We start from the raw sequence: 3032 nt of genomic DNA on the forward strand, positions 1-3032 counted from the left end.
ACCCGGACGCCCCCCAGTGCGTGGCCAGCCGGTCCTGCCACCCCCGGTCCGCCGCCGCCGGCAGCGCCATGAGCAGGGCGAGTATCCCGGCCGACCAGGCGGCCGTCCCCCATGCGAACCCGCCCGTACGTCCCCCGCGGTCGTTCACTGCGTCTCCTTGATCATCTCTATGAGTTCGGCCTTGCCGTAGCCCAGGCGCGCCCCGTCGGCCACCAGTTCCCGCACCCGCTCCAGCAACGCGGACCGTCCGCCGGCCCCGCCGGCCACGGTCACCCCGCGGCCGCGGCGGAACTCCAGCAGCCCTTCGTCGCGCAGCGCGCGCAGCCCCCGCAGGACGGTGTTCGCATTGACGCCCAGGGCCTGCGACAACTCCCGTGCGGGCGGCAGCCGGTCGCCCGGCGCGCACTCGCCCTCGGCGATGGCGCGCCGAATGGCCCCGGCCACCTGCTCGTGCAGGGGGCGGTTGTCCGCGATGTTCATCCTCAGCAACATGGTGCCAATGAAGCTAGCACCATCTCATTCATTTGGCATCCGTCGCGGGCCCGGCACGACGTGTTCGGCGAGGCCCTGCCGCCGGAAACCGCCGCCCGGTCGGCGCGTATGTGCGCAGCCGGACCCGACCGCACCGCCGCCGTGCCATGCTCGGAGCGTGGAGAAGGATCCGACGCCCCCGCCCGGCGACGGCGCGTCGCCCGAGGTGCTCGCCCTGGCGAGGGTCGTGGCCAGGCTGCGGGCCGAGGTGGCGGACCTGGAGGGCCTCGGCGCGTCCGCGGCGGTACTGGAGCGCGCCACGGGAGTCCTGATGGCCCGGGACGGCCTGTCCGCGGAGGCCGCCCACGAGGCCCTGGTCCAGGGAGCCGTGCGCCGGGCCAGGACGCTCATGGAGGAGTGCTGGATCACCCTCGGCGCGGTGCGTTCGCGGCCCGACCCGCCGCCCCTCGCGGAGAGCGGGGGAACGGATCGGGAGGGTCGCGGCCCGCTCCCGGCCGCCGGCCGCGGCGACGCCGCCCCGCACCTGCTGCTGGCGGACCTGGCCGGCTCGCTGGCGGCCGCCCGCAGCGCCGCCGACACGGCGCAGATCCTGCACGAGGCACTGCGCACCCCGCTCGGGGTCGACGCCGTGATGATCTACCGGCTGGACGGGGCCGGGAAACTGCGGCTCCTCGGCCACGCGGGCATCGACGCCGCCCTGGCCGCCCAGTGGCGCGACGTCCCGCCGCTGGCCGGCGTCGCCGCCCTGGAGGTGATCGGCTCGGGGGAGCCGCTCTGGCTGGCGGACCCGGAACGGGACGCCGCCCGCTACCAGCTCATCGGCACGCCGGAGCGCTGGCCCGCCCGCGCGTGGATCCCGGTCCCGGGCGGGCAGCCGGCCACCGCGGCCATCGGCCTGTTCCGCTCGGCCCCCGTCCCCTTCGGCGACGCCGACCGGGCGCTGGTCCGGCAGGCCGTACGCCTGTGCGGCGGGACCCTGCGCGTCTTCGAACGCCGCGCCGCCGATCCGGAGCAGGACGAGGTGGCCGCGGTCCAGACGATCTTCGACACCCTGCCCGGGGCGGCCGTCCTGCTCTCCCCCCTGCGTTCCCCGACGGGAGAGGTGGAGGACTACCTGATCGAGGCGGCGGCCCCGGAGTCGACGGACGTGGCGGGCCGCCGCGGGAAGGAACTCGTCGGCCGGCGCGTCCTGGAGAGCTATCCCACCGTGGCGGGCACGGCCCTGTGGCACGGCTACGCCGACGCCCTGGCCGGCGGTGTCACCTACGACGGCGAGCCGTTCTCGTACCGGGAAGTGGTCGCGGGCGTTCCCGAGACGTCCGTCTACTCCGTCCGCGCGACCCGGCTGGCCGGCCGGCTGGTCGTCTCGTGGATCCGCCACGACACCGGGGCGCGCGAGATCCGCCGCCTCGCCACCATGCAGCGACTGGGCAACCTCGGCTGGGCCGACTGGAACCTGACCACGGACACGATCGACTGGTCGGAGCAGCTGTACGCCATCTTCGACCGCCCGCCCGAGCGGGGGCCCATGCGGATGGAGGAGCTCCCCGAGCACCTGGTACCGGAGGACCGGCCGGCGCTCGCCGCGGCCGTGCGGCGGCTGCTGGGCGAAGGGGCCCCGATCGACCAGCCGTTCCGCATCGCCACCGCCGGCGGGGTCCGGCACCTGCGCATCGTCGCCGAAGCCGAGACGGACGCCTACGGCACCCCCGTCGAGGTGCACGGATTCTTCCAGGACCTCAGCGCCCAGCGGGACGCGGAGCTCGCCCTGCGGGAGAGCGAGCGGTCCGTGCTCATCCAGGAAGGCGTGCTCCGGGCCGAACGGGCCATCGCCGCACGCCTGCAGCACGCCCTGCTGCCCATCCCCGAGCAGTCGATCGACCTGGTGGGGCTGCGCGTCGACGTCGCCTACGTGCCCTCGGACACCGGGGTGAACGTCGGGGGCGACTGGTACAGCGCCATCGAACTCCCCGACAAGGGCGCCCTCTTCGTCGTCGGAGACGTCGCCGGCCACGGGCTGGACGCCGTCGGCACCATGGCCCAGCTGCGGTTCACCGCCAAGGGCATGATCGTCACCGGATCGTCCCTGCCCGATGCCATGCGCCGGCTCAACTCGCTGCTGCTGCACACGGCCGCGGACCCTTCGTCCGCGACCACCGCCACCATGGTCATGGCCCGGTACCGGCCGGCGGACCGGCTGCTGACCTGGGCGCGGGCCGGGCACCTGCCGCCCCTTCTGGTGCGCGGCGGCGAGGCGCGGTTCCTGCCCCTGCCGGAGGGGAACCTCCTCGGGGCGTCCTTCGACTCCGCGTACGCGGAGGAGTCGCTCCAGCTGGAGCCGGGCGACCACCTGCTCCTCTACACCGACGGGCTCATCGAAGTACCGGGCGAGTACATGGACCGCGGACTCGACCGGCTCGCTGAGGCCGCCGCCCGCGTCATGGGCGGGGATTCCCCCGAGCCGCTGGCGCGGCTCCTGGCGGCCCTGCGCCCCGCCGGGCGGGACGACGTGTGCGCCGTGGACATCCACGTACCCGAGG

The 3032-nt window shown here is 75.1% G+C and carries 2 protein-coding genes; one reads left to right on the forward strand and one right to left on the reverse strand.

Annotation, left to right across the window (positions count from 1 at the left end):
* Nucleotides 1-144 precede the first annotated feature (144 nt).
* Nucleotides 145-492 carry a GntR family transcriptional regulator gene (locus ACFXA3_RS39880; protein WP_385195898.1) on the reverse strand — a complete coding sequence of 116 codons (348 nt, stop codon included), beginning with the start codon at nucleotides 490-492 and terminating at the stop codon, nucleotides 145-147.
* A 157-nt stretch (nucleotides 493-649) separates the two neighbouring features.
* Here ACFXA3_RS39880 and ACFXA3_RS39885 point away from each other — a divergent pair.
* A partial coding sequence (locus ACFXA3_RS39885; RefSeq protein ID WP_385195901.1) for a SpoIIE family protein phosphatase occupies nucleotides 650-3032 on the forward strand: 2383 nt, incomplete at its 3' end.

This window comes from Streptomyces sp. NPDC059456, assembly GCF_042750055.1.
Lineage (GTDB): Bacteria > Actinomycetota > Actinomycetes > Streptomycetales > Streptomycetaceae > Streptomyces.

Coding starts and splice junctions, on each gene's coding strand:
- ACFXA3_RS39880 (WP_385195898.1), bottom strand. CDS start 492: ATGTTGCTGAGGATGAACATCGCGGACAACCGCCCCCTGCACGAGCAG.